The 23,627-nt window shown below is 71.6% G+C and carries 20 protein-coding genes; 7 read left to right on the top strand and 13 right to left on the bottom strand.

What is annotated here, in order from left to right; genetic code table 11:
• The first annotated feature begins 67 nt into the window (after positions 1-67).
• Both ACIGXX_RS27350 and ACIGXX_RS27345 read left to right on the top strand, forming a co-directional pair.
• Entirely contained in the window at positions 68-1,015 is a 948-nt protein-coding gene (locus tag ACIGXX_RS27350; RefSeq protein ID WP_399979928.1) for a hypothetical protein, read from the top strand.
• Positions 1,012-1,467, top strand: a complete 456-nt coding sequence (locus ACIGXX_RS27345) for an ABA4-like family protein (RefSeq protein WP_351173289.1) — start codon at positions 1,012-1,014, stop codon at positions 1,465-1,467. The genes ACIGXX_RS27350 and ACIGXX_RS27345 overlap by 4 nt, the downstream gene beginning before the upstream one ends.
• Here the strand turns inward: ACIGXX_RS27345 and ACIGXX_RS27340 are convergent.
• Positions 1,431-2,606, bottom strand: coding sequence for a CU044_5270 family protein (locus tag ACIGXX_RS27340; RefSeq protein WP_399979563.1), 1,176 nt, complete (start codon positions 2,604-2,606; stop codon positions 1,431-1,433). The two genes, ACIGXX_RS27345 and ACIGXX_RS27340, sit on opposite strands and share 37 nt — an antisense overlap.
• A complete protein-coding gene (locus ACIGXX_RS27335) occupies positions 2,603-3,265 on the bottom strand; it encodes an RNA polymerase sigma factor (protein ID WP_399979560.1) in 663 nt (220 codons plus the stop codon). Before ACIGXX_RS27335 ends, ACIGXX_RS27340 begins: the two co-directional genes overlap by 4 nt.
• 152 nt (positions 3,266-3,417) lie before the next feature.
• On the opposite strand from ACIGXX_RS27335, the gene ACIGXX_RS27330 reads away from it, so the two are divergent.
• The gene (locus tag ACIGXX_RS27330) at positions 3,418-4,077 is read left to right on the top strand and encodes an NAD(P)-binding domain-containing protein (protein WP_351173283.1); all 660 of its coding nucleotides are present in this window, start codon (positions 3,418-3,420) and stop codon (positions 4,075-4,077) included.
• Between the two features lie 31 nt (positions 4,078-4,108).
• Here the strand turns inward: ACIGXX_RS27330 and ACIGXX_RS27325 are convergent, their stop codons facing one another.
• The 7 genes from ACIGXX_RS27325 to ACIGXX_RS27295 form a co-directional block, all read right to left on the bottom strand.
• Positions 4,109-4,660: a glycoside hydrolase family 25 protein gene (locus ACIGXX_RS27325; RefSeq protein ID WP_351173280.1), complete on the bottom strand. Its 552-nt coding sequence runs from the start codon at positions 4,658-4,660 to the stop codon at positions 4,109-4,111.
• 86 nt (positions 4,661-4,746) lie between these two features.
• On the bottom strand, positions 4,747-5,934 hold the full coding sequence (locus ACIGXX_RS27320; protein ID WP_351173277.1) for a PQQ-binding-like beta-propeller repeat protein: 1,188 nt from the start codon (positions 5,932-5,934) through the stop codon (positions 4,747-4,749).
• A complete protein-coding gene (locus ACIGXX_RS27315; RefSeq protein ID WP_351173274.1) occupies positions 5,934-6,716 on the bottom strand; it encodes a polysaccharide deacetylase family protein in 783 nt (260 codons plus the stop codon). The genes ACIGXX_RS27320 and ACIGXX_RS27315 overlap by 1 nt, the downstream gene beginning before the upstream one ends.
• Before the next feature lie 375 nt (positions 6,717-7,091).
• Positions 7,092-7,595 (bottom strand): ATP-binding protein, encoded by a 504-nt coding sequence (locus ACIGXX_RS27310; RefSeq protein ID WP_351173271.1) that lies wholly within the window; start codon positions 7,593-7,595, stop codon positions 7,092-7,094.
• 298 nt (positions 7,596-7,893) lie between these two features.
• Positions 7,894-8,664: an enoyl-CoA hydratase-related protein gene (locus tag ACIGXX_RS27305; protein WP_351173268.1), complete on the bottom strand. Its 771-nt coding sequence runs from the start codon at positions 8,662-8,664 to the stop codon at positions 7,894-7,896.
• An 81-nt stretch (positions 8,665-8,745) separates the two neighbouring features.
• On the bottom strand, positions 8,746-9,987 hold the full coding sequence (locus ACIGXX_RS27300) for an Ig-like domain-containing protein (RefSeq protein WP_351173265.1): 1,242 nt from the start codon (positions 9,985-9,987) through the stop codon (positions 8,746-8,748).
• Between the two features lie 157 nt (positions 9,988-10,144).
• Entirely contained in the window at positions 10,145-11,275 is a 1,131-nt protein-coding gene (locus ACIGXX_RS27295) for an Ig-like domain-containing protein (protein WP_351173262.1), read from the bottom strand.
• A 289-nt stretch (positions 11,276-11,564) separates the two neighbouring features.
• Between ACIGXX_RS27295 and glgX the strand changes: the two genes are divergently transcribed.
• From glgX to ACIGXX_RS27280, 3 genes are all read left to right on the top strand, one after another.
• Complete coding sequence (gene glgX / locus ACIGXX_RS27290; RefSeq protein WP_383822743.1) at positions 11,565-13,895, top strand: glycogen debranching protein GlgX; 2,331 nt, start codon at positions 11,565-11,567, stop codon at positions 13,893-13,895.
• An 86-nt stretch (positions 13,896-13,981) separates the two neighbouring features.
• Positions 13,982-14,935 (top strand): LysR family transcriptional regulator, encoded by a 954-nt coding sequence (locus ACIGXX_RS27285; protein WP_351173256.1) that lies wholly within the window; start codon positions 13,982-13,984, stop codon positions 14,933-14,935.
• Positions 14,936-15,789: 854 nt separating this feature from the next.
• Complete coding sequence (locus ACIGXX_RS27280) at positions 15,790-17,148, top strand: alpha-lytic protease prodomain-containing protein (protein ID WP_399979549.1); 1,359 nt, start codon at positions 15,790-15,792, stop codon at positions 17,146-17,148.
• A gap of 6 nt (positions 17,149-17,154) precedes the next feature.
• On the opposite strand, the gene ACIGXX_RS27275 is transcribed toward ACIGXX_RS27280, so the two are convergent.
• From ACIGXX_RS27275 to ACIGXX_RS27260, 4 genes are all read right to left on the bottom strand, one after another.
• Positions 17,155-17,784 carry a response regulator transcription factor gene (locus ACIGXX_RS27275; protein WP_361465548.1) on the bottom strand — a complete coding sequence of 210 codons (630 nt, stop codon included), beginning with the start codon at positions 17,782-17,784 and terminating at the stop codon, positions 17,155-17,157.
• Positions 17,777-19,012, bottom strand: a complete 1,236-nt coding sequence (locus tag ACIGXX_RS27270) for a sensor histidine kinase (RefSeq protein WP_399979925.1) — start codon at positions 19,010-19,012, stop codon at positions 17,777-17,779. Before ACIGXX_RS27270 ends, ACIGXX_RS27275 begins: the two co-directional genes overlap by 8 nt.
• A 67-nt stretch (positions 19,013-19,079) precedes the next feature.
• The gene (locus ACIGXX_RS27265) at positions 19,080-19,862 is read right to left on the bottom strand and encodes an ABC transporter permease (protein WP_366461510.1); all 783 of its coding nucleotides are present in this window, start codon (positions 19,860-19,862) and stop codon (positions 19,080-19,082) included.
• Positions 19,859-20,761: an ABC transporter ATP-binding protein gene (locus ACIGXX_RS27260; protein ID WP_399979544.1), complete on the bottom strand. Its 903-nt coding sequence runs from the start codon at positions 20,759-20,761 to the stop codon at positions 19,859-19,861. Before ACIGXX_RS27260 ends, ACIGXX_RS27265 begins: the two co-directional genes overlap by 4 nt.
• A 185-nt stretch (positions 20,762-20,946) precedes the next feature.
• Between ACIGXX_RS27260 and ACIGXX_RS27255 the strand changes: the two genes are divergently transcribed.
• A partial coding sequence (locus tag ACIGXX_RS27255) for an ABC transporter transmembrane domain-containing protein (protein ID WP_399979541.1) occupies positions 20,947-23,627 on the top strand: 2,681 nt, incomplete at its 3' end.

Raw genomic sequence — 23,627 nt, 5'->3', positions numbered from 1 at the left:
AATCAGGGGGATTTCCATGCCTTTATGGCGTTCATGGCACCGACCGCTCGTGGTCTTCTCCGTGTCCATGGCGGTCCTGGCCGTCGTGTCCGGCGTCGGCCTGGTCGTCGACGACCGCGTGCTCGTCGGCTCGCGGATCTGGTTCAAGCCGTTCAAGTTCTCGGTCTCGTTCGTCGCGTACGGACTCTCGCTCGCCTGGATGCTGTCGTTGCTCGACCGCGGCCGCAGGGCGGGCTGGTGGGCGGGCACGGTCGTCGCCGTGTCGAGCCTCACCGAGATGGTGCTCATCACCGGGCAGGTGGTGCGGGGCAGGCGCAGCCACTTCAACCACCAGACCCCGTTCGACGAGGCCCTGTTCAACGCGATGGCCGTCACCGTCGTCATCCTGTGGCTCGGCACCCTGCTCGTCGCGATCCTGCTGCTGCGCGCCCGGATCGCCGACCGCGCGTCCGCCTGGGCGATGCGCTGCGGAATCGCCATCGCTCTCGCCGGGGCGGCCGTCGGGTTCCTGATGACCCAGCCGGCGCCCGGTCAGCAGCGGGGCTCCTCGCCGATCGTCGGCGCCCACAGCGTCGGCGTACCGGACGGCGGCCCCTCCATGCCGCTGACCGGCTGGTCGACCACCGGCGGCGATCTGCGCATCCCGCACTTCGTCGGCATGCACGCGCTGCAGTTGCTCCCGCTGCTCCTGATGGGCCTGACGGTCCTCGCGGCGCGCCCCCGCTTCGGGCGGCTGACCGGCGAGCGGGTGCGGCTGCGGCTCGTGCTCATCGCCTCGGCCGCGTACGCCGCCGCCTTCGCCCTGGTCACCTGGCAGGCCCTGCGCGGCCAGCCGCTCATCCACCCGGACGGCGCGACGCTGACGGCCGCCGGCCTGATCACCGGCGCGACGGCCGCGGGTGCGTACGCAGCCCTGCGCACCCCAACCAGCCGTAATACCAGCCCAGTTCAGAGCCCAGTACAGGCAGCCGGAAGCCCTCTGGAAGAAGACGACAACAAGGAGCTTGTGTCATGACCGGATTCCTCTTCGAGCTCACCTTCTGGCTGGCCGCCCCGGTCTGGCTGCTCATGATCTTCGCACCGGGGTGGCGGACGACCGCACGGATCGCCGCCTCACCCCTCACCGTCCTACCGGTCCTCGCCGTCTACGTGGCGATGGCACTGCCCGTCCTGCCCGAACTCTGGGCCGCCGTCAGCAGCCCCGACATCGACGGATTCCGCGAGCTGCTCGTCCTCGCCGGCGGAGCGGGCGCGATCTGGGCGCAGGTCATCGCCTGGGACCTGCTGATCGGACAGTGGATGTACCGCGAGGCGCGGCGCATCGGCATCCACCCGCTGGTCATGGGACCGCTCCTGGTCCTGACGATCCTCCTCTCGCCGTTCGGCCTGCTGCTCTTCCTGCTCCTGCGGGCCGTGAAGGAGAACCGCGATCAGCCGCGGCCCTTGGTCGGCTCCATGCCGCGCTGATCGACCACCGCACGCTCCAGGACCGCGACTCTGCCGGAGAGGACCTCGGGGTTCCCCGCCTTGCCGGGCTTGCCGCCCGGCTTGTGGTCCTTGGTCATGTAGCTGCGCGCGCCGAGGTAGGCGAAGGACTCTTTGTCGAAGATCCATTCACTGCGCATCGCGAACGATGACTCCTCGAGGGTGATGCCGATCCCGTGGCGGCCCGCCGCGTCCACCGCGTCCGGGATCACGGTCACCCCGGGGAGCTTCGCGACGGCCTTGTAGAACGCGGCGGCGTTCTCCGCCGGCATGATCGCCTCGGCGATCAGGTCCCCGATCCTGTCGAAGACCGCCTGCGCCTTCGTCTCCTCCCCTTCGATCACCCGCGTCTCGGCGTACAGCTTCTTCAGCAGGGCGTCGGGGTCGGTGGGGAGCGAGGCCAGCCAGTCGTACGTCGGCCGCTCGGGCCCCTCCGGAACGGCACCGCTGTCATCGGAACCGTCCACGGCGGACGCCTCGATGGGCAGGTCCTGACCGGGCATCGACGCCCCCTTGCCGCTCTCCCGGATCAGGCCGATGTCCGTGACGGGGGCGGGGTTCTGCGCCATCCAGACCTGCCGCTTGAACGGCGCGCCGAGCTTCACCTTGCCGTAGAGCTCGCCCTTGTTCTCCTGGACCAGGCTGCGCACGTACACGAACTGGCTGTCCTTCACCCCCTGCGTGTCGGCCTTCAGGGACGCGGTGGCGATCCGGTCGAGCGTGACGGCCGCACGGGCACTGGCTCCTCGGCCCGCTCCCATGTCACGGACACCGCCGGAGCCGCCGGACCCGCCGGAACCGGAAGGAAGCGTGGCGGCAAGGACCCCGGCCACCGCGAGCGCGGCGGCGGCCGGCATCAGCACGGCGGGGCGCAGGAAGCGGCGGCGGGCCGACGCGGGGACGGCCTCCTCGCGATCCACGGTGGCGTTGTCGCGAGCTGCGTTGTCGAAGGCGGCGTTGTCGAAGGCGGCGTTGTCGCGGTCGATCTGCTGCATCAGGATGTCCTTGTGGTGAAGGTGACGCCCCGGCGGAAGTTCCCATTCGTCTTCGTCCGACTCCGCGAGCAGGCGGGCCAGTTCAGCGGCCTCGTCCTCTCCCCGGGACGGGGTGGCGGCGTTCATCGGAATTCCTCCCGCAGGGGCAGGGCCGCGAACGCGGCCTCACTCTCTACCTCTCCGCGACCACGGAGAGGTTCCGTCACGTTCTTCACTTCCGTCGCACCGGCCCCGTCGTCCTCGCTGAGCCGCCGCAGCCGCGCACGGGCCCGCGAGAGCCGCGAACGCACCGTGCCGACCGGAACGCCGAGCGCCTCGGCGGCCTGTGCGTAGTCAAGGCCGGACCACACGCACAGCACGAGCACCTCACGCTCCTGACGGCGCAGCCGACGCAGCGCGCCGTGCACCGCCGCGAGCCGCCGCGCGTCGTCCATCCGCCCCGCCGACTCCTCGGCGAAGTCCGCCACTTCGGGCGGGGACGGCTGACGGGACAGGAAGGCCAGCCGCCGGCGCAGGCCGCGGTTGGCGTTCTGCGCCTTGTGCGTCGCGATGCCGAGCAGCCACGGCTTGAGCGAACCGCCGTCCGGTTCGAGACGCTCGCGGGTGCGCCAGGCAGTCAGGAAGGTCTCGGACATGACCTCCTCGGCGGTCGACCAGTCGCCGGTCAGCCGAAGCGCATGGTTGTAGACCGTCCGCGCGTACGCCTCGTACAACTCACCGAACGCCTCCCGCTCGCCTGCCCGGATCCGTGCATGGATGCCATCTCCCAGTTCAGTAGGCCTCACACCACGTATCTCTCCGCACCCCGGGACAAGTTCCTGTGCCCCTCGTCACAAGAATGCCCCCCGCCGACCCCCGGCCCGGAATACTCCACCCGATCCGGAGGTTGGCTCCGCTACGAGACCAGCGAACCAGCCAACCCCCGGAAGGGCCAGTCATGAAGATCGGCATCATCGGCGCGGGCAACATCGGCGGCAACCTCACCCGCCGCCTCACGGCCGTCGGCCACGACGTGTCCGTCGCGAACTCCCGTGGCCCGCAGACCCTCACGGACCTCGCCGCGGAGACCGGCGCCACGCCCGTGACGGTGGAGGAGGCCGCGCGCGGCGCCCAGGTCGTCGTCGTGACGATCCCCCTGAAGGCCGTGCCGAACCTGCCGTCCGGCTTCCTCGACGGAGCGGCCGACGACGTCGCCGTCATCGACACCGGCAACTACTACCCGCAGCAGCGCGACGGGAAGATCGCCGAGATCGAGGAGGGCCTGACCGAGAGCCGCTGGACCGAGCGCCAGATCGGCCACCCGGTGATCAAGGCATTCAACGGCACCTACGCCCAGGACATCCTCGACAAGCCCCAGCCCAAGGGCACGCCCGGCCGCGTCGCCCTGCCGGTGTCCGGCGACGACGAGGCCGCCAAGAAGGTCGTACGCGACCTCATCGACGAGATCGGCTTCGACACCGTGGACACCGGCGGCCAGGACGACTCCTGGCGCCAACAGCCGGGCACCCCGGTCTACGGCCTCGCGGCGGACACGGAGGCAGTCCGCAAGGCACTGGACTCCGCGTCCCCGGAGCGGACAGCGGACTGGCGCGCCTGACCACCGACGCGACGGGTCGCGCGCGGGACGGCTACGGCTTGGCCCAGTCCCGCAGCGCGGCCTCGCTCGCGAAGTCCGCGACGTTCTTGTCCAGCGGCGTCGACGTGTACTGGTGGATACGCCACTTCGCCTGGATGCGCGGCTTGCCCGCCGAGACGTAGTCCGCTATCCACAGACCGTCACCCGCGAAGGATGTGCTGTCCCGGGTGGTCCAAAAATCGCGGTTGCAGTAGAGCAAACACCTGTGCGAGGGCCGCAACCGCTTCACCTCCCGGATGAAGCGGTCCTTCTCCGCGTTCGACGCGGCCGTCCGGTCCCCCGTCCACTCCCAGTCCACCGCCAGCAAGTCCCCCGCCTTCTCGGGGGCCTTGCTCACGAAGTACTCCGCCTGGGCCGTGATGTTGCCCGGCCACAGGAAGTGGTAGAAGCCGACCACGCAGCCGCCGTCCCGTGCGCGCTTCGTCTGCGCGGTCAGTCTTGGGTTGACGTACGAACGGCCCTCTGTCGCCTTGATGATGACGAAGGATATGCCGTCCGTGTCGAACGTGGACTGGTACGAGCTGACGTCGATGCCTTTGAGCACGGGCAGCCTCCTGAGCGGCAGAGGGGAGATCGGCTGGATCTACCCTTGTGGTGCCCGGTGGCCGTGATGGTCAACCGTTGAACGGCTCAGCGGAAGATCCCCGTGTGGCCCAGCGAGTAGCGGCCGGGCTGCGGGTAGACCGCGAGGCCGTGCGGGCCGCCGCCCACCGGGATGCGGGCGGTCTGGACTCCGGTGCGGGTGTCGATGGCGTACACCTCGGAGTCGTAACGGCCCGACAGCCAGAGGGTGTTGCCGTCCGCCGACACTCCGCCCATGTCGGGGCTGCCGCCCTGGGGGAGCTTCCACTTCTTGGTGAGTTTGTTCTTGGGGAAGTCGAAGACGGAGACGGTGCCCTCGCCGCGGTTGGACACGTACATCTCGCGTGAGTCCCGGCTGACGTACAGGCCGTGGGTGCCCTTGCCGGTGGGCAGGAGCTTGGGCCGGCCGAACTTCTCGCCGTTCAGGACCCACATGCCGTCGGCCATCATGTCGGCGACGTAGAAGGTCTTGCCGTCGGGCGAGATCTTCACGTCCTGCGGCATGGCGCCCTTGAAGGGCAGTTTCTGCTGGCCGATGACCTTCATCTTCTCCGTGTCGACCTTGAGGAGTTCGCCGGAGAACTCGCAGGAGACGATGAAGTAGCGCCCGTCGGCGGAGAAGTCGGCGTGGTTGACGCCGTAGCAGCTGACCGGTTCGGTCTTGACCTCCTTCATGGTGTGCGGGTCGCGGAAGACGAGCTCGCGGTCCATCGAGGCCATGACGATGGCGTACTTGCCGTTGGGCGTGAAGTAGAGGTTGTACGGGTCGTGCACGTCGACGGGCTTGCCCGCCTTGCCGGTCTTGGGATTGATCGGGGTGAGCGTGTGGCCTCGGTTGTTGTTGACCCAGAGCGTCTTCATGTCCCAGGAGGGGACGACGTGCTGGGGCTGGACCCCGACGTCGATCGTGTCGATCACTTCGTACGTCTTGGGGTCGATGACGGAGACGGTGTTGGAGTTGGTGTTGGGGACGTAGATCCGGGAGGGGAAGTCCTTGACCACCGGGGAGAGTTTGTTCGGGCGGTCGGCCGCGTAGACGTCCTTGGGGTCGAGGACGGGCGGCATCCCGGGGAGGCCGGGGGCGACCTTGGGTCTGGTGGGTTTCTGGATGCCCTTGGTGCCGAGGGCTTCGTTCTCGCGGGTGTCGCTGCCGCAGCCGGCGAGCGCGGCGGCGACGACGGCGCCGGCCGCGACGACCGCTCCGGTGCGCCGGGTGAGGTTCAGGTGCAGGGTCATCAGGTCAGCAGCTCCGTGGTCGTCACCGCGCGCAGGCCGCGGCGGTCGAGGTCTTCCAGGACGGCGGGGAGCGCGGCGACCGTGTCCGCGTACCCGAAGTGCAGGCTCACGATCGAGCCCGCGCGCACTTCTGAGGCGATCTTGCGGGTGACGGCCGGGGCGCCCGGCGAGGTGAAGTCGAGGGAGTCGACGTCGTACGAGAGGACGTGCGGGTAGCCCGCGCGGTGGGCGAGGCGGGTGACGAGGGGGGTCGCGGTCCGGGCGCGCGAGGGGCGGAACCAGGTGCCGATGGAGCCGGTGAGGCGGCGCAGTCGGTCGGCGCAGCCGGTGATCTCCGCGCGGGCTTGGGCCTCGTCCATGTCGTTGACGGTGCGGTGGTGGTGGGTGTGGTTGCCGAGGTCGTGGCCGCCGTCGAGGATGCGGCGGGCGAGTTCGGGGTGTTCGTCGAGCCAGCCGCCGACGGCGAGGACGGTGATCCTGGCGTCCGCCTTCTCGGCGATGGAGAGCAGGGAGCGCGCGGTGGCCGGGTCGCCCTGGCCGTGGAAGGTGAGGGCGACCTGGGGACGGCCGCGAGGGCTGTGCGCGATCTGGTCGGGCAGGCCGGGGTAGCGGCGGGGTGCGGGGGCGGCGCGGGGCGCTTGCGCGGCGGGGTGCCGGGCGACGGGTGCGGCCCGGTGCGCCGCGGGGGCGGTTCCGGAGGCGGAGCAGCCTGCGGTGAGCGCGCCCGCGACGGCCAGTGCGGCGCCCGCGCGCAGGGCTCCGCGGCGGTCAGTCTCGATCACGCGACCATTTAATGGTAAAAGCGCGTGAAAGCCTCTTATTGCCCGCCCACGAACCCTGCGGGTCGGGGCCGCGGGGCAGCCGGCCCCTCTCTCGTCTCTTGCGGAACACCTGTCACAGCCAGAACTTAACCAGCGTTTACCAGGCAGGTGTCCCAGCTCACCAAGGATTCACTTTCACCCTGCCCCGTTTTGCACACCTATGACCGGATAGGGGCTTTTGGATCAGTGGCCCCCGTCTGCCATAGTCGAATCCACGACCCCCATTGACCCGGGCTCAGGTCGTCATCGGCGCCCGTGGACCACACCCCTTTGTCCACGCGGCGCTCCGCGCAGGCCCCCGCAGCGCCCCATCCGGCGACCGGGGGCTTTCGCGTATCAGCGGTCGGCGACCCGCATCTCGAACCAGGTCGTCTTGCCGCGCGGCAGCAGGTCCACGCCCCACCGGTCGGAGAGCTTGTCGACCAGGAAGAGCCCGCGGCCGCTGAGGTCGAGTTCATGGACAGGCATCAGGCAGGGCAGTCCGCGCGAGGGATCGCGCACCTCGACCCTGATCCAGCCGCGCCGCCGCATCATCCGCAGCCCGAAGACGCGGGCGCCGGTGTGCCGCACGGCGTTGCCGACGAGCTCGGAGGTGAGGAGGACGGCGTCCTCGGTGAGCTTCGGGGAGAGCCCCCAGTGCCGGAGCACGACGACCTGGGTGAGCCGGCGCGCGATGGCGGCGGACTCCGGGCGCGACGGCAGCGGAACCTCCGCGTCCGTCGGATTGCCGAACAACTCGAGCGCTTTGAGCGCGTGTTCGTCCTCAACCGCCGGCGACCAGCGCGCCGCGGTCGCACTCCCGTGTCGCCGCGGCTGTTCGATACCCTCCAGCCCCGCCATGCCCCCCATCATGGCCGCACAGGACGCGTTCCGGGGCCGTTCCGACGGAATAAGCCCCCCGGAACCATCCGTTCCGGGGGGCCGGGTAGGCATATGCCAGTGGCAGTCAGGCACCTGTTACACCCCTGCTGACCTGCGATGACTACCCGCTTACGAGTGATCACTTACAGCCGCGAACCGGGCAGACTTAAGGTTCTCTTAAGGCGTGCATAATCCGCTCCTTCGGGGGACACTTTGGCTGACGCGCCCTCAACTGATGCCGATCCAGCGGAACTTCGGGCGCCGCCGCAGAGAAATCTCAGAGGAACTTGGCCTTGCCCGGGCCCTCCTCGACGAAGCTGCGCATGCCCCGCTCGCGGTCCTCGGTGGCGAACAGACCGGCGAACCAGGTGCGTTCAATGGCGAGCCCGGTGTCGATGTCCGTCTCCAGGCCCGCGTCCACGGCCTCCTTGGCGGCGCGCAGCGCGAGCGCGGGCCCCTGCGCGAGCCGCGCGGCCCACTGGTGCGCCTGCTCGTACACCTCGGCGGCGGGCACGACGCGGTCCACCAGGCCGATGGTGAGCGCCTCGTCGGCCTTGACCATGCGGCCGGTGAAGATGAGGTCCTTGGCCTTGGACGGGCCGACCAGACGGGACAGGCGCTGGGTGCCGCCCGCGCCGGGGATCAGGCCGAGCAGGATCTCCGGCTGGCCGAGCTTGGCGTTGTCGGCGGCGATGCGGAAGTCGGCGCAGAGCGCCAGCTCGCAGCCGCCGCCGAGGGCGTAGCCGGTGACGGCGGCGACGACGGGCTTGGGGATGCGGGCGACGGCGGTGAAGGAGTCCTGCAGGGCGCGGGACCGCACGACCATCGCCGCGTGGTCCATGTCCTGCATCTCCTTGATGTCCGCGCCCGCCGCGAACACCTTCTCGCCGCCGTAGATGATCACGGCGCGTACGTCGTCGCGCCGGGTCGCCTCTTCGGCCAGCTCCTTGAGCCGGTCCTGCAGGGCGATGTCGAGCGCGTTCATCGGGGGGCGGTCGAGGCGGATCGTGCCGACGCCTTCGGCGACTTCGAGATGCACAGATGTCATGCGAGGCACGTTAGCCGTGCCTCGCATGACGGGGACATGCGGCCGGGTGTTCCCGGCGGGCCGGTCAGGCCTTCCGACCGGTCAGGCCTTCCACTTCTCCCAGGACATGTTCCAGCCGTTGTAGCCGTTCTCGGGCTGGATCGTCTTGTCCGCGGAGTTCTTCACGACCACGAGGTCCCCGATGAGGGAGTTGTCGAAGAACCATCCGGCGGGCGTCTTCTTGCTGTAGCCGCCGCGCACGTCGCTCAGGCCTATGCAGCCGTGGCTGGCGTTCGTGTTGCCGAAGGCGCCGCCCGACCAGTAGTTGCCGTGGATGAACGTGCCCGACGTGGACAGGCGCATCGCGTGCGGGACGTCCTTGATGTCGTACTCGCCGCCGAAGCCGACGGTCTCGCCGTTCATGCGCGTGACCTGGAGCTTCTCGCTGATGACCATCTGGCCGTTGTACGTCGTCGTGCCGGGGGCGCCAGCGGTGATCGGGATCTTCTTGATCTGCTTGCCGTCCCGGACGACCTTCATCTGGTGCGACTTGGCGTCGACGGTGGAGACCTGGCTGCGGCCGATCGTGAACTTCAGGGTCTTGGACTGCTCGCCGTAGACCCCGGGCCGGCCCTCGACACCGTCGAGGTTGAGCTTGACGGTGACCTTCGTCCCCGCCTTCCAGTACTTCTCGGGACGGAAGTCGATGCGGTCGTTGCCGAACCAGTGCGGCTCGACCTGCACGGCCGGTTCGGTCTTGACCTCGATGGCCTTCTCGACGGCCTCCGGGTCGGTGATGCCGCGCGTGAAGTGGACCGAGAACGGCATTCCGACGCCGACCTTCGAGCCGTCCTCCGGCGTGAACTGCCCGATGAAGGTGTTCTTCGGGGTCAGCGTCGTGAACGACGTGTCCTTGGCGGACTCACGGCCCTCGGAGTCCTCGGCTATCGCGTGGACCTTGTACTTCGTGGAGGCCGCGAGATGGTGCGCCGGCGTCCAGCCGGCACCGCCCGAGGTGATCTTGCCAGGGACCGGGTTGCCCTTGCTGTCCTTGACCTCGACCTTCGACAGCTTGCCCTTGGCGGCGGCTATCTTCAGTGCGCCGCTGGTGGCCACCGAGTCGGCGCCGTCCTTGGGCGCTATGGTCACCACCGCCGTCGACGGCGCGTTCTTGTCGGCCTTGTTCTTGCCGTCGCCGCCCGCGTCCGAGTCGCCGCCCCCGCCGCATGCCGTGACCAACAGCAGCGTCACACCCGATGCCACCGCAAAGAGGCCCTTGGTCCCCCGTCGCCGAGCGCGCCCCCGCGCACCAACCGACGTCCCCGATATCGGTCGCCCGTTCAAGATGTGTCTCCCCTCGCACGGCCTGGTCAGGCCCGCACCCCAGTGCATCAGCGCGCACAGACACGCGCCTGCGCTAGATAACCACACGGCCTCGACCGATGACTCCCCGCCAATGTCACTGTTCAGTCCCAACTGCGCACGGGGTGCGGGCCCTGCCTCAGTTCCGCTCCGTGGGCTCGGCTTCCGGCTTGGAGCCGGGCGGTGCCGTCCAGTCCTTCCACTCCATGTTCCAGCCACCGAGCCCGTTGTCAGGAGCGACTTTCTTGTCATCGCTATTGACAACTTCCACCACATCGCCAATCAGAGTGCGGTCGAAGAACCACCCCGCCGGGGTCCGTGAGCTGCCGCCCTTCACGTCGCGCAGGCCCACACAGCCGTGGCTGACATTTGTGTTGCCAGGCGCGTTCGGCGACCAGTAGTTGCCGTGCAGGAAGGTGCCGGACGTGGTCAGACGGATCGCGTGCGGGACGTCGGGGATGTTGTACTCCCCGCCGAAGCCGACGGTGCGGCTGTTCATCCGGGTCACCTCCAGCATCTCGGTGACCACCATCTTCCCGTTGTACGTCGTGGTCTTGGGGGCCCCGGCGGTGATCGGCACCGTGGAGAGGAGCTCGCCGTCGCGGCGTACTTCCATGGTGTGCTCGGCGGCGTCGACCAGGGAGGTCTGGCTGCGGCCGACGGTGAACGAGAAGCTCTTGTCCTGCAGTCCGTAGACGCCGGGGGCGGCCTCCACGTCGCGCAGGCGCAGGGCGACGGTGACCTTCGTGCCGGGCTTCCAGTACTTCTCGGGGCGGAAGTCGAGGCGGGTCTTGCCGAACCAGTGCGGGCGTACGTCGACTTCCGGGTCCGCGGTGACGTGGATCGCGCGCTGGACGGCCTCGCGGTTCTCGATCTCCTGGTTGAACTCCAGGGAGACGATCATGCCGGTGCCGACCGTGGAGCGGTGCTCCGGCGACACGTAGCCGATGAAGCGCTCGTCGGGGACCTGCGTCGTGAACGTCGTGTGCCGGGCCGAGCGGCGGCCGTGGCCGTCCAGGGCGACGGCGTCCACCGAGTACTTTGCCGCCAGCGCCAGGCCACCGTCGTCCAGCGGCTTCCACGTCATGCCGTCCTCGTCGATGCGGCCGGGCACCGGAGCCTCCTGGGCGTCCTGCACGCGGACGACCTTCACCGATTCGAGGCGTCCGTCGGGAACCTCGACCTGGAGGCGTTCGTCGCCCTTGACTCCCTTGCTGCCGTCGTCGGGCGTCACCCGGATGACGTCGGCGGGCGTCCGTGGCTTGCCCATTAGGCGGTCGATGCCACCACCGTCACCGCTGCACCCCGTGGCTCCGGCAAGCAGTCCTGCCCATGTCACTACGGCGGCCAGCGCGGCCCCTGCGCGCCGAGCGCGCCTCGCTACCTGTCTCACGTCCGTCCCAACGACCGTCCCCCTCCTGGGGAAACGTGAGTGCGACGCACACGCTGGGCAGAACAGTGGGGAGGACGGCACGGGCTCGCGGGTCCACGTGGGCCGTCCGGTCCGGTACGCCCCGCCGCCGGGACGCGGCAGGGGTCGAGCCGCAGGAGGCGGATGGGTGTCCAGCGCAGCCGAACAGGAAGCACTCCGGGGTGGGCGGCGCGGGACGGGCGCGGCCGACGGGAGCGGTAGGGCCGGCGCCGTGAACGGGACGTCGGCACGGGCGCGCGCCGCGCCGCGGGCTGCCGCGGGCGCGCCCGCCCTGCCCGTGTGGCCGGGGGCGCCGACGCCGCTCGGCGCCCGGTTCAGAGTGGGGCCCGACGGGGAGGCGGGCACGAACTTCGCGCTGTGGGCGGGGGGTGCGCAGGCCGTCGAGCTCTGCCTGTTCGACGAGCAGGGCGTCGAGACGCGCTCGCCGCTGACCGAGCTGACGCACGAGATCTGGCACGGCTTCGTGCCGGGCGTCCGTCCGGGGCAGCGCTACGGCTACCGCGTGCACGGCCGCTGGGACCCGTGGACGGGCGCCCGCTGGAACCCGGCGAAGCTGCTCCTCGATCCGTACGCGCGTGCGGTGGACGGCGACTTCGCCACGCACGGCCTGCCGCCCGAGGTGTACGGACACGTGCGGGACTGGCCGCAGCAGCACGTGGCCGACACGGTGCGCGACGACCGGGACTCGGCGCCGTACGTCCCCAAGGGCGTGGTCGTGCACGACGACGCGCCGGACGACGAGTGGGCCGACGATCGGCGCCCGAAGACGCCGTGGGCGGACTCGGTCATCTACGAGGTCCACGTACGCGGCTTCACCAAGTTGCACCCGGGGATTCCCGAGGAGCTGCGGGGTACGTACGCGGGGCTGGCGCATCCGGCGGCGATCGAGCATCTCGTACGGCTGGGCGTGACGGCGGTGGAGCTGCTTCCGGTGCACCAGTTCGCCCACGAGGACCATCTGCTGCGCAGGGGCCTGCGGAACTACTGGGGCTACAACTCGATCGGCTACTTCGCGCCGCACGCGGCTTATGCGGCGTCGGGGACGACGGGCGGGCAGGTCGGCGAGTTCAGGCGGATGGTGCGGGCGCTGCACGAGGCGGGGATCGAGGTGATCCTGGACGTGGTCTACAACCACACGGCGGAGGCGGGCGAGCTGGGCCCGATGTTCTCGCTCAAGGGCATCGACAACCGCGGCTACTACCGCCTCCAGCCGTCCGACGCCCGGCGGTACGCGGACTACACGGGCTGCGGGAACACGCTCCAGGTGGTGCAGCCGCACGTCCTCCGGCTGATCACGGACTCCTTGCGCTACTGGGTGACCGAGATGGGCGTGGACGGCTTCCGCTTCGATCTGGCGGCGGCGCTGGCGCGCTCGTTCCACGACGTCGACATGCTCTCCCCCTTCCTCGCGGTGATCGCGCAGGACCCGGTCCTTCGGCGCGTGAAGCTGATCGCCGAGCCGTGGGACGTGGGCTCCGGCGGCTACCAGGTGGGGGCCTTCCCTCCCCTGTGGACGGAGTGGAACGACCGCTACCGGGGCGCGGTGCGGGACTTCTGGCGGGGCGCGCTGCCCGATGTGCGGGATCTGGGCTACCGGCTCTCCGGGTCGAGCGACCTGTACGCGTGGGGCGGGCGGCGGCCGTACGCCTCGGTGAACTTCGTGACGGCGCACGACGGGTTCACGCTGCGGGACCTGGTGACGTACGAGCGCAAGCACAACGAGGCCAACGGCGAGGGCAACAGGGACGGTTCGGACGACAACCGGTCCTGGAACTGCGGCGTGGAGGGCGAGACGGCGGACGAGCGGGTGGCGGAGCTGCGGCGCCGACAGCTGCGCAACCTGCTGACGACGCTGCTGCTCTCGACGGGGGTGCCGATGCTGGTCGCCGGGGACGAGATGGGGCGCACGCAAGGGGGCAGCAACAACGCGTACTGCCAGGACAACGAGGTCAGCTGGGTGGACTGGGGGTTGCTCGAACAGCCGGGGTGGGCGGCACTGCGGGACCTGACGTCCCGTCTGATCGCGTTGCGGCACCGGCATCCCGTCCTGCGCCGGCGGGCGTTCTTCTCCGGCCGTGCGCATTCGGCGGACGGGCTGCGGGACCTGGCGTGGTTCACGGCGCGCGGGACGGAGATGACGGAGGGCGACTGGTACGCGCCGACCGCGACGCTCGGCATGTATCTGTCCGGCCGCGACATACCGGGCCGTGACGCCCGGGGTGCGCCGATCGTCGACGACAGCTTCCTCGCGGTCCTGCACGCGGCCGACCGCGCGGGGAGCTTCGTGCTGCCGGGGGCGCCGTGGGCGCGGGCGTACGAGGTGGTGGTGGACACGTCCTTGGAGGAGCAGGGGGCGGCGCCCGGCACCGTGCTGCCGGGGGACGGGACGGTCACGATGGCGGCGCGGTCGGTGCTGTTGCTGCGGGTGCGGGACGATGTGCGGGACGGGGGAGGCTGACGCCGTCGGGGAGGCGGGCGACGGTCGCCCGCATTGGTCCGAACCTGCCCATTGCAGGGCTCCCGGCCACGGGTCAAGCTCGGCCCATGGACCTGGAGTTGCGGCACCTCAAGACGATCCGGGCGATCGCCGACGCGGGCAGCCTGACGAAGGCCGCCACCGTGCTGGGGCTCGCGCAGCCCGCCCTGAGCGCACAGCTGAAGCGGATCGAGCGGGCCTTGGGAGGGGAGCTGTTCGAGCGGGGGCGGCACGGGGTGCGGGCCACCGCGCTCGGCGAGTTCGTGCTCGCCCGCGCCCGGGTCGTGCTGCCCGCGGTCAGCGGACTGCGGGAGGAGGCGTTGCGGTTCGGCCGGGACTGGCAGGGCGGTGCGGGGTTCCGGCTCGGCGCGACGCACGGGCCGCTGCTGGGCGCTCTGGTGGACCGGCTCGCCGCCGCGTACCCCGGGGCGCCGGTGACGACCCACACCTCCTGGTCGGAGCGGGAGATCGCGACCCGCACGGCCGAGGGGCGCCTGGACTTCGCGCTGGTGGGGACGTGCGGGGCGAGTCCGCCGCCGGAGAGCGAGCTGCTGGTGTGGCGGGAGGTGGCCCGTGACCCGGTCTTCGTCATGCTGCCGACGGGGCATCCGCTGGCCGACCACCAGGAGATCGACCTGGCGCGGCTCGCGGGCGAGGCGTGGACGGACGTGCCGGGCGACGGCTGCTTCGCGGACTGTTTCACCGCGGCGTGCGCCCGTGCGGGGTTCACGCCGTCCTCCGTCTACGAGACGGACGTGGCGTCCTGCGTCCACCTGGTCCAGGTGGGCCGGGCGGTGGGCCTCTGCCGGGCGACGTTCCCCCCGACGCCGGGCCTGGTGACCCGCCCCCTCTCCGGGGCGCCGCTGTACTGGCGCCACCTGCTCGGCTGGCATCCGGCGGCCCCGGCCCACGACACGGCACCGGCGGTCTTCGCCCAGGCCCGCGCGGCACACGCGGAGGCGGCGGCCCGCAGCGAGAGCTACACGGCCTGGCTGGCAACGCCTACCCCGGGCCTCCCCTAGCACGGTCCCCCCTGAACGGCACGACGACTGGCCTTCCCTGGCGCGGTCGCCCCCTGAACGGCACGGCGACTGGCCTTCCCTGGCACGGCCACGCGCTAACGGCACAGCGACTGTCTTTCCCCGGCCCGGTCACGTCTCCTCACCGCACGGCGACTGGCCTGCCCCGGCGCGGTCGCACCCTCACCGCACGGCAGCGGGCCTGCCCCAGCCCGACCACATCTCCTCGCAGCACGGCGACTGGCCTGCCCCGGCGCGGTCGCACCCTCACCGCACGGCAGCGGGCCTGCCCCAGCCCGGCCACGCCTCCTCACCGCACAGCGACTGGCCTGCCCCGACCCGGTCACGCCTCCTCACCGCACAGCGACTGGCCTCCCCCAGCCCGACCACATCTCCTCACCGCACAGCGACTGGCCTGCCCCGGCCCGGTCACGTCTCCTCACCACACGGCGGCGGGCCTGCCCCAGCCCGACCACATCTCCTCACCGCACGGCGGCGGGCCTCCCCCAGCCCGACCACACCTCCTCACCGCACAACGACTGGCCTGCCCCGACCCGGTCACGCCTCCTCACCGCACAACGACTGGCCTGCCCCAGCCCAACCACGCCTCCTCACCACACAGCGACTGGGCCTCCCCCAACCTCTTTCGCCCTCGCCCCCCTGCCCCGCCACACCACCGGCTGACCCCGCCGCGCCCCAACCGCACCGCCGTCCCTCTCGACCCAGCTTCCATAACACCAGGGCAGGGGGTGAACTGGCAGCTACTGGGGATCAGTTGAGGCTTCTACGTTGTGGGCGATCCGCTGGCCGTTCCCCTCGGCGGTCCGCTCGCCCCTCGCAACCGAGGAGATTCCCCCATGCCCCCCATCCACCACAGACGCGCCGCGGCGGCGTGTGCCGCGTTCGTTGCCGCCGGGGCGCTCGTCCTCGCCGGGCTTCCCGGTACCGCGAACGCCCAGGCCGATCCCGCCTCGCCCTCCCCCGCCGAGACCGCCGCCGTCGACAGGACATCGCCCGAGGTCCTGAAGGCCATGCAGCGGGACCTCGGCCTCACGCCGGCGCAGGCCGAGGCCCGTCTGGTCAACGAGGCCGAGGCCGGCGCCGTCGCGGGAGCCCTGCGGGGCGCTCTCGGCCGTGACTTCGCGGGCGCCTGGGTGCACGGCGCCACCTCGGCGAAGCTCACCGTGGCCACCACCGACGCCTCCGACGTGAACGCGATCGAGGCGCGGGGCGCCCGGGCCCAAGTCGTGCGGCACTCTCTCGGTCAACTCGAAGCCGCGAAAGCCGACTTGGACCGTGCGGCCAAGAAGACCGCAACGCGCGACGCCCCCGTCTGGTACGTCGACGTGCGGTCCAACGCCGTGGTGGTGCAGGCCGTGCGGTCGGGCGCCGCCACGTCCCTCGTCGCCGCCGCGGGGGTCGGATCCTCCCTCGTACAGGTGGAGAGGGTCAGGGAGAGGCCGCGGGCGTTCTACGACCTCGTGGGCGGCGACGCCTACTACATGGGCGGCCGCTGCTCCATCGGCTTCCCGATCACCAAGGGCACCCAGCAGGGCTTCGCCACCGCGGGCCACTGCGGGCGCGCGGGCACCGCGACCAGCGGCTACAACCAGGTGGCCCAGGGCACGTTCCAGGCCTCGATCTTCCCCGGCAGGGACATGGCCTGGGTCGCCACCAACTCCCAGTGGACCGCCACCCCGTACGTGAAGGGCCAGGGCGGGCAACGGGTCGGCGTCGGGGGCTCCACGCAGTCCCCGGTGGGTGCGTCGATCTGCCGTTCCGGCTCCACTACGGGGTGGCACTGCGGCACCATCCAGCAGCACAACACCAGTGTCACCTACCCCGAGGGCACCATCAGCGGCGTGACGCGGACGACGGTCTGCGCGGAGCCCGGCGACTCGGGCGGCTCCTACATATCCGGGAGCCAGGCGCAGGGCGTCACCTCCGGCGGCTCGGGCAACTGCTCCAGCGGCGGGACCACCTTCCACCAGCCGATCAATCCGCTGCTCCAGCAGTTCGGCTTGACGCTGAAGACCACGGGTGGGGGCCCCGGCCCCGGTGACCCGGAGCCTGGCGGCACGTGGGCCGCGGGCAAGGTGTACGCCCCGGGGGACACGGTGACGTACGGCGGGTCGACCTACCGGTGCCTGCAAGGGCATCAGGCGCAGCCCGGGTGGGAGCCGCCCAACACCCCCGCGTTGTGGGCAGCCGCCTGATCGGCCTCAGCCCAGGATGCCTCTGCTGTACGCCGTGGCCACCGCCGCCGCCCGGTCCTTGACGTTCAACTTGCCGTAGATGTGGGTGAGATGCGTCTTGACCGTGGCCTCGCTGATGAAGAGTTCGGCGGCGATCGCACGGTTCGACGTGCCCTTGGCGACGAGCGCGAGCACCTCCCGTTCGCGGGTGCTCAGCGGCTCGTTGCCGGGGGCACGTACGCGTGAGACGAGCCGGGACGCGACGGCGGGCGACAGGACCGTGCGGCCCTGGGCCGCCGCGCGGACCGCGGTGAACAGGTCCTCGCGGGGCGCGTCCTTGAGGAGATAGCCGGTCGCGCCCGCCTCGATCGCGGGCAGCGTGTCCGAGTCCGTGTCGTACGTGGTGAGGACGAGGACCCGGGAGCGGGCGCCGCGCCGTTGCAGCTCGGCGATCGCGTCGACGCCGCCCCCGCCCGGCATGCGCAGGTCCATCAGGACGACGTCCGGGTCGAGGCGCTCCACCAGGGCGACGGCCTCGACGCCGTCGGCGGCCTCGCCGAGCACCTCGAAGCAGGGGTCCGAGCGGAACATGCCGCGCAGACCGTCCCGTACGACGGGATGGTCGTCGACGATGAGCAGAGTGATCAGGTCAGCCATGGCGGACCAAAGGTACGCGAGCCGAGAGCGCGGTGCCGTTGCCCGGCTCCGATTCGACGGCGAGCGAGCCCGCGACGCGTTCGGCGCGGGCCCGCATGCCGTCGAGGCCGAAGCCGCCGGAGCCGCCGCGCGGCGCCAGGGCCAACGGGTCGAAGCCGCGGCCGTCGTCGCGGACGTCCAGGGCGACCTCGCCGTCCATGTAGGAGAGGGTGACGCCCAGGCGGGCGGCGTCCGCGTGCCGGGCGGCGTTGGACAGGGCCTCCTGGACGATGCGCAGCAGGGTCGCCTCGATCTCTTCGTGGAGCGGCTCGGCGGGTCCGGTGACCGTGAAGTCGGCGCGGACGCCGGTGCGTTCGGCCCACTCCGCGACCGTCTTCTTCAGCGCCTCGGGCAGCGCGTCGTGCTCCAGGGCCGTCGGGGAGAGGTTGTGCACGGATCGGCGGGCCTCGCCCAGGCTGTGCCGGGCCAGGTCCGCGGCGCGGCCCAGGTGTTCGCGGGCCAGGGTCTCGTCGGAGGCGGACGCGACGACCTGGAGCTGGGCGATGATGCCGGTCAGGCCCTGCGCGATGGTGTCGTGGATCTCGGCGGCGAGCCTGCGCCGCTCGTCGGCGACGCCCGCCTCCCGCGCCTGGACGAGGAGTTGGGCGTGCAGGGCGGCGTTCTCGTCCATGGCCTGCTGGAGTGCGGTGTTGGTGCGTTCCAGTTCGACGATGGTGGCGGAGGCGTCGCGGGCGCGCTGTTCCTCCTGCTCCGCGAGGTGGGCGAAGACGGCGAGCAGTGCGATGTTCACCGCGAGCAGCCCGCCGAAGACGGTCCAGCCGAGTTCGCCGTCCGGGGGAAGTCCGCCCGACTGGGAGCCCGCCATGATGATCGCGGTGGCGAAGAGGCCGGGCTTGACCAGGCGCGGCGGCAGCAGCCGCTCGGCGCCGAAGTAGCCGACGACGGCGTAGAACGCGAAGAACGGGTTGATCCAGGTGAGGACGAAGGCGATCGCCCAGCGCACGGCGTAGTAGCCGACGCCCGCGGGCGACGGGCCGGGGCGGGCCCCCGCGAGCCGGCCCCACCACAGCTGGAGCGCCACCGCCGCGCCGACCAGGGCCGCCGCCAGGGTCCACGCGTCGCGCCCCATGCCGACGACGCCGCTCGTGGCGGCCGACATGAGGACGCCGAACCCGACCAGGACGTAGGGGCCCCAGCGGTGGAACAGGCCCCAGCGCCGCTCCAGCATCTTCGTGGCATCCGCCGCACTCGTACTCACGGTCCCAGTGTCGGTCACCCGCGAGACCGTCCGCCGATCACTCCCACCGGAACCAGCGCGCGGCCGCCGCCGAGAGGACCACGGTCCACAGCGCGAGCACGCCGAGGTGCCAGAGGCCGGGCCAGTCGCCGGCCGCGGCGTCGCCCAGGGCCTGGGCGGCGGCGCCGAGCGGGGCGATCTCCACGACGCGGGCGAGCGCGTCGGGCATCGCCTGCACCGGCAGCCAGACGCCCGCGCTGAACATCATCGGGAAGAAGACGGCGGAGCCGATCGCGGTCGCGGCCTTCGTCGTACGGGAGATCGCGGAGACCATGGCGCCGAGCGCGAGCCCGCACAGGACGGCGAGGAGCAGCGCGACCGCGTAGCCGAGGGCCTGGCGCGGCAGCGGCACGTCGAAGGCCAGGCGGCCCACGGCCAGGGAGAGCAGGGACGAGGCGAGCGCGGCCGCGCCGTGGATGCCCATCTGCGCGCCGAGCACGGCGGAGGGGCGGACCGGCGTGGCCGACATGCGGCGCAGGATGCCGCGTTCGCGGTAGCCGGTGATCAGCGGCGGCATGGCCTGCAGGCCCGCCATGATCAGGGAGAGGAGCACCGTCACGGGGACGTACGCGTCGACGAGGCGGATGCCGCCCAGCGAGGCGTCGGTCTCCCGGAAGGAGGGGATGGAGCCGAGGATCACCAGGAGGATCGTGGGGAACAGCATGATCCAGAAGAGGGCGCCCGGTTCGCGGCGGAAGAGCCGGAACTCGGCCTTGAGGACGGCGGCCGAGACCTTGTTCTTCGCGGCGGCATGAGGTGCGGCGGTGAGGGCGGTACTCATGCCGTGGCTCCCGTGAGGTCGAGGAAGGCGTCGTCCAGCGTGGCGTCGGAGACCCGGAGTTGGTGGGCGGTGATGTGGTGCCGGGCGAGCAGCGTGATGGCGGCGTTGACGGTCTCGTCGGTGCCGCCCAGGGTGTAGCGGCCGTCGCGCTGGTCGACGGAGATCACCCGCGGCAGCGCGGCCAGCTCCCGCTCGTCGAGCGGCGCGGACGGCGTGAAGGACATGACGGTGGAGCCCGCGGCGCGGCTGATGAGGCCCGCCGGGCTGTCGAGCGCGGCGATCCGCCCCTGGTCGATGACCGCGATGCGGTCGCAGAGGCGCTGGGCCTCCTCCATGAAGTGCGTGACGAGCAGCACCGTGACGCCGCTGTCGCGTACGTCCTCGATGAGCTCCCAGGTGTCGCGGCGTGCGCGCGGGTCGAGCCCGGTGGTCAGCTCGTCGAGCACGACGACCCGCGGGTTGCCGATCAGCGCGAGCGCGATGAACAGGCGCTGCTTCTGGCCTCCGGAGAGCTTGCCGAAGCGGCTGTCCAGCTTGTCGGTCACGCGCAGGCGTTCGGCGAGGGGGCGCCAGTCGGCGGGGTTGGGGTAGAACGCGGCGTACAGCTCCAGCGCCTCGCGCACGGTGAGCTTCGCCTGCAGTTCGCTCTCTTGGAGCTGGGCGCCAAGGATCTGGGTGACCCGGTCGTGGTCGGCGACGGGGTCGAGCCCGGCGACGCGGACGGTCCCGGTGTCGGGGACGCGCAGGCCCTCGATGCACTCCACGGTGGTGCTCTTGCCCGCGCCGTTGGGTCCGAGGACGCCGAAGATCTCGCCCTCCTCGACGGCGAAGGAGACTCCGTCGACGGCGGCGCGGTCGCCGTAGGCCTTGCGCAGGTCGTGCACTTCGATGATGGGCATGGGTCGAGGCTCTCCGGTGGGCGGGGGCCCGGGCATCGCCCATCGCGCTCGAAGCGGTATCAGCCGATCGGCTGATGGCGGGGTACGACTCCGCTCGCGCGGCCCGGTCGTAGGACCAGCGGACGAGCAGGGTGGGGCCAAAACTCAGTGGGCTCTGTCAGTCGCCGTCCGTAGGCTCGCTCGTGATGCCGAAAACAGATGCACCGACCAAGGAACCGGCCCGGGAAGGGTCCGCGGCGCGGACGCTGCTGCGGCTGTGGCCGTATGTCCGTCCCGTGCGAACTCGCCTGTTCAGCGCGGCTCTTGTCGCCATCGTCGCCTCCTGTACGGGGCTCGTCTTCCCCCTCGTACTGAAGTGGCTCGTGGACGGCCCGGTGGCCGACCGGGACCTGGGCGGGGTGTGGCTCGGGGCCCTGCTCCTGCTGCTACTCGGGGTCGCGGAGGCACTCCTGTTCGGTCTGCGGCGGTGGCTGGTGGCGCGGCCGCTGGCGTCGGTCGAGGCGGCGATGCGGGCGGATCTCTACCGCCACTTGCAGCGGCTTCCGGTGGCCTTCCACGACCGCTGGGCCTCGGGCCAGTTGCTGTCGCGCGGCACGACGGATCTGATGCTGCTGCGGATGTTCCTCGCCTTCCCGCTGACGTTCCTGATCGTGAACGGGACGACGATCGTGGTCGGCATGGCGATCCTGCTGGCGCAGGACTGGGCGCTGGGGCTCGTCCTGCTGACTCCGCTGCTGCCGCTGGTGATCGTCTGCGCGTACTACGAGGGCCGGTACATGGCCGTGGCGCGGCGGGCGCAGGACCAGGTCGGCGACCTGACGACGGTCGTCGAGGAGAGCGTGCTCGGCATCCGCATCATCAAGGGCTTCGGCCGCCACCGCAGCCAGGCGCACGCGTTCCGCGAGCTGTCGCACACGCTGCGGGGCACGGAGCTGGCCAAGGCGCGGCTCCTTGCGGCGATCTACGCGGTGATCATGGCGCTGCCGGAGATCGCGATCGGTGCGGCGCTGGTGCTGGGGACGGTGCAGGTGGCGGACGGCGACCTGTCGACGGGCACGCTGGTCGCGTTCCTCTCCACGGCGCTGGCGCTGCGCTGGCCGGTGGAGTCGATCGGCTTCCTGCTCGCCATGAGCCAGGAGTCGGCGACGGCCACGGAGCGGTACTTCGAGGTGATGGACGCGGAGCCGGAGGCCGGCTTGCCGGTGGGGGGTGGGGACGGCGCGGGTTCCGGGGCGGGGGCCGGGGCCGGCACAGACACCGGCGCCGGAATCGACTCAGGGGCCGAGGCCGGGCTCCCGGCCGGGAGGGGGACCGAGGCGGGGAACGGGGGCGGGCCCCTGGTCGAGAACGGGCCCCTGGTCGAGAACGGGGCCCGGGCCGAGAACGGGGCCGGGCACGGGAGCGGAGCCCGGGCCGAGAGCGAGGCCGGGCACGGGAACGGGGCCAGGGCCGAGAGCGAGGCCGGGCACGGGAGCGGAGCCCGGCCCGAGAGCGAGGCCGGGCACGGGAACGGAGCCCGGCCCGAGAGCGAGGCCGGGCACGGGAACGGAGCCCGGCCCGAGAGCGAGGCCGGGCACGGGAACGGAGCCCGGGCCAAGAGCGAGGCCGGGCACGAGAACGGAGCCAGGGCCAAGAGCGAGGCCGGGCACGAGAACGGAGCCAGGGCCAAGAGCGAGGCCGGGCACGAGAACGGGGCCAGGGCCAAGAGCGAGGCCGGGCACGAGAACGGGGCCAGGGCCAAGAGCGAGGCCGGGCACGGGAACGGGGCCCGGGCCGAGAGCGAGGCCGGGCACGGGAGCGGGGCCCGGGGCGAAGCCGGGGCCAAGGCCGGGGACGGGCATAGGGTCGCCGCCGGGAGCGGCGCTGGGTCCGTCACCGCCGGGTCCGCCACAGGCCCAGGGGCCAGGTCCGGTGCGGCCGGACTCCGCTTCCACGGCGTGGAGTTCCGCTACCCGGACGCGCCGGCCGACGCGCCGCCCGCGCTCGACCGGATCGACCTGCACATACACCCCGGCGAGACCCTCGCCCTCGTCGGCGCGACGGGCAGCGGCAAGACGACGCTGACGGCGCTGGTGCCCCGGCTGCACGAGGTGAGCGGGGGGCGCATCACGCTGGACGGCGAGGACATCGCGGAGATGGACCGCGAGCGGCTGCGCACGCTGGTGGCCGTCGCCTTCGAGGAGCCGACGCTCTTCTCCGCGACGGTGGGCGAGAACGTCCTGATGGGGGCGGAAGAGGCCGCGGGGGAAGCGGAGTTGGAGCGTGCCCTCGAGGTCGCCCAGGCCGGCTTCGTCCACGCCCTGCCGCAGGGCACGGCCACCCAGGTCGGCGAGCAGGGCCTGAGCCTCTCCGGCGGCCAGCGCCAGCGTCTTGCCCTGGCCCGCGCGGTGGTGGGCCGCCCGCGCTTCCTGGTCCTCGACGACCCGCTCTCGGCGCTCGACGTCCACACGGAGGCCCTGGTGGAGGCGGCCCTGCGCCGCGTCCTGAAGGACACGACGGCCCTGGTGGTGGCCCACCGCCCCTCCACGGTCCTTCTCGCCGACCGCGTCGCCCTGCTCTCCGCGGGCAGGATCACCGCGGTGGGCACCCACCAGGAACTGCTGCGGGGGAACGCGGAGTACGCGTGGCTGATGTCAGGAGCGGGAGTCGCTCCCGCGCCAGGGGAAGCGGACCCGGCGCCCACGGACGGGCAGACGCAGGCGCCAGCCCCTGCCACGCCAGAAGCAGCCGACCCGACCCCCACAAAGGGGCGGGGCACTCCCCCCGCCAGGGAAGCGGACCCGCCGCCCACGGCAGGCAAGGCGGACGGCATACCCACAGGCGAACAGACGCAGGCGCCAGCCGGTCCCACACCAGAAGCAGCCGA

The sequence above is a fragment of the Streptomyces sp. NPDC055243 genome, from assembly GCF_044544025.1.
Lineage (GTDB): Bacteria > Actinomycetota > Actinomycetes > Streptomycetales > Streptomycetaceae > Streptomyces.
This window is presented reverse-complemented; position numbering and strand designations above follow the sequence as displayed.